Origin of the sequence: Emticicia sp., from assembly GCF_049241225.1 — a bacterium.
In the GTDB taxonomy this organism is placed as follows: domain Bacteria; phylum Bacteroidota; class Bacteroidia; order Cytophagales; family Spirosomataceae; genus Emticicia.
Genome location: NZ_JBMLRC010000251.1, coordinates 17,176 through 20,470, shown reverse-complemented (window position 1 = coordinate 20,470; position 3,295 = coordinate 17,176). Strand labels below are relative to the sequence as shown.

At 40.8% G+C, this 3,295-nt stretch carries 3 protein-coding genes; 2 read left to right on the top strand and 1 reads right to left on the bottom strand.

The genetic code is table 11. The features are described from left to right. Window positions 1–239: redoxin domain-containing protein (locus tag ACOVO2_RS13450; protein WP_421770476.1), on the bottom strand; the 239-nt coding region annotated here is incomplete at its 3' end. 182 nt (window positions 240–421) lie between these two features. Between ACOVO2_RS13450 and ACOVO2_RS13445 the strand changes: the two genes are divergently transcribed. Together ACOVO2_RS13445 and ACOVO2_RS13440 are read left to right on the top strand one after the other, a co-directional pair. Beyond that, window positions 422–1,798: an L-serine ammonia-lyase gene (locus ACOVO2_RS13445; RefSeq protein ID WP_421770475.1), complete on the top strand. Its 1,377-nt coding sequence runs from the start codon at window positions 422–424 to the stop codon at window positions 1,796–1,798. Window positions 1,799–1,934: 136 nt separating this feature from the next. Further along, a partial coding sequence (locus tag ACOVO2_RS13440) for a vanadium-dependent haloperoxidase (RefSeq protein WP_421770474.1) occupies window positions 1,935–3,295 on the top strand: 1,361 nt, incomplete at its 3' end.

The window sequence follows — 3,295 nt, the reverse complement described above, 5'->3', positions numbered from 1 at the left end:
AATTTACCCAAAGTAAAGATAGAGTCAACCGAGATACCTAAGATTTCGGCGTTTAAGCCCGAATAAGTGGCTATATCGTCACGCATTTGGCAAAGTTCTGCCGTACATACGCCCGTAAATGCCAAAGGGAAAAATAAAACTACTACGTTTTTACCACGATAATCAGCCAAGTTAATTTCTGCTTTATCGGTGTTGAATAATTTGAAATCGGGTGCTTGGTCGCCTACTTTTAATGCCATGATTCGAATTTTATTTATGGTTTTTGATTGAACTAAGAACCCACAAAATAAGCAGAAAGTTTGTAGATTAAGAAAAAACTTGGTTATAGCTTTTTCTTTTTGTTTTTAAAATTGGCATTATTCTTTAAAAAGCATCAAATTTGTTTTAAAAATCACTTCATCAATAACTATTACAACAAAAAATGCCACAAGAAATAATTAAAACATCAATTTTTGATTTATTCAAGATTGGGCCGGGGCCGTCGAGTTCGCACACGATAGGCCCGATGAAGGCAGCCTATGATTTTCTGCAACGAGCCAATGCTTTGGCAGCTATACAATCGCTCGAAACTCCACAGATTATGATTCATTTATACGGCTCATTGAGTGCCACTGGCAAAGGGCACGGTACTGACCGAGCCGTAATTGCTGGGCTATTGGGTTGGTTGCCAGACACCTGCGAGCCGATGGCTTTTACGGCATTATTGAAAAATGAAACAGATACCTACGAAACCCAAGTGGCTGATAAGCTAGTAAAACTCACGGCCAAAAGCATTGTGTTTGAAAAAAAACGCTATGAGTCTCCGCACCCGAATACGTTGGTTTTTAAGCTGATAAGTGCCAATGAGATTGTATTAGAAGAAGAGTATTATTCAGTAGGAGGGGGCTTTATTCAGCGAAAAGGCGAAGATTTGAGTGCTGAGAATGATAAAATGCCGAAGTATGCCTTTACGACTATGAAGGAATTGAAGGAGCATTTACTGAAAAATAAAATTACGTTGACCGATTTGATGATTGCCAATGAAGAGGCTTTGACTGGGCTTTCAAGAAAAGAAATTTTTCAGAAAATAGATGATATTCTGGAAGCGATGCACAAAGCCGTGAAACGAGGTTTGCGTCATAAAGGATTATTGCCTGGCACAATCAAATTGCGTAGAAAAGCCCCTGTTTTGTACGAACAAGCCAAGAATTTGGCCTCAACAAGCGATAGTTTCATGATTTTTCTGAATGCTTATTGCATGGCTGCTTCGGAAGAAAACGCCGCAGGAAATATTGTAGTCACGGCTCCAACTTCGGGGGCATCGGGTGTGATTCCTGGGGTGTTTTTCTTGCTACGCAATCATTATCATTATGACAAACAACGCCTCCGTGAAGGAATGTTAGCCGCCGCAGCAGTTGGCTTCTTGATTAAACATAATGCCAGTATTTCGGGTGCCGAAATGGGTTGTATGGGCGAAATCGGCTCGGCATCGGCCATGGCTGCCGCAATGTTGGCTTATTGTGCAGGAAAAAGCATCGAAATTGTAGAAGCGGCCGCCGAAATTGCAATTGAGCATCATTTAGGCATGACCTGCGACCCAATTGGTGGGTACGTGCAAATTCCGTGCATCGAGCGTAACGCAATGGGTGCAATTAAGGCATATAACGCATATTTATTATCATCGTCGGGAAATGCTTCGGCCCAGAAGATTTCGCTCGATAGTGTTATAAAGGTAATGCGAGCCACTGGCCGTGATATGTCGAAAAAATATAAAGAAACCTCACAAGCAGGTTTGGCTTTGAGTGCCACTGAATGTTAGTTTTTCCGCAATTTCGGATTTAATTTGTGTTATTTCCGAAATTGTGTAATTTTGGAAGGCGTAATTACGCAGAAACTGCCATAAATGGTATAATTTTTGAAGCAAAACGCTGTATAATTTATTAAACATTGAGGGAATGAAGAGTTATTACCAAAGAAAATTTAAGTTTATAATTATTGCTACTGGTTTATTATCGAGTGGGCTTTTTATGGGTGGTTGTAATAAAACCAACGAAGACCCTGCACCCGTTGCGGTAGTTGATACTACAACTGCCAATACGGCAATCAGATGGGGCAAAATGACACTCATTATTGCCGAGAAAACTCCTGGCAACTCGCCTACTTACGCTTCGAGAGGTTTTGGTTATATTGGTCTTACGATGTATGAAAGTATTGTTGGTGGAAACAAGGCTTATTTATCAATGGCTGGGCAATTAAATGGTTTGACTGCTTTACCAAAAATTGATACAACTCAGAAATATAATTGGGCTTTGAGTCTCAATGCTGGCCAAGCGTGGATTATCAAAAATATTTACGAGCAAACATCGGATGTAAATAAAAAGTCGATTGATTCGCTCGAAAGTAAGATTTTAGCCGAATATAAAGCCGAAAAACAAGATATAATCGACCGTTCGGTAAAGTACGGGCAAGATGTGGCGAAAGCAATTTTTGAGTGGTCGAAAACGGACGGTGGCTACCAAGGTTATAACCGAAATTTTACTCTTGATTACATGGTACCGGTTGGTTTGGGGTATTGGCGAACACCGAGTTTTAGCCAAACAGCTACATCACTACCTTTACACCCTTATTGGGGGCGAAATCGAACATTTGCTACTGCTAATAGTACTCTACCCATACCAAAACCGATTGCGTATAGTGCCAGCCCATATTCGCAATATTATGCTCAGTTTTTAGAGGTTTATGCTAAAAATAAAGTTTTGACACAGGAAGAAAAAGAAATTGCCTTATTTTGGGGAGATGACCCAAGCCGTACATTTACGCCTCCAGGGCATTCATATAGCCTTGCTCGAATTGCCGTAAAAACTGCAAAACCAAGCCTCATTAAAGCCGCACAGACTTATGCAATGGTTGGCATGTCGATAGCAGATGCGTTTACAAATTGTTGGAAAGCGAAATATACCTATAATGCAGAGCGTCCTTCAACGTTTATCAGAACCTACATTGATGGCTCATGGTTATCGTTTTGGCCAGAGCCTCCGTTTCCTGCGTTTTATTCAGGCCACTCGGTGCAATCGGCTGCTTCGGCAACTGTTCTTACAAGGCTTTATGGCAATGAGTTTAAATATACTGATGATTCACATGAAGGTCGTGGACAAGACCCACTCACCTTTATTTTTTATAAAAATCGTTCATATAATTCGTTTTGGGAAGCTGCCGAAGAATCGGCTTATTCGAGATTTTTGGGAGGAATTCACTGCCGCAGCGATAATGATACTGGTCTGGCCGAAGGCCGTAAAATAGGCCAAAATATCAATAA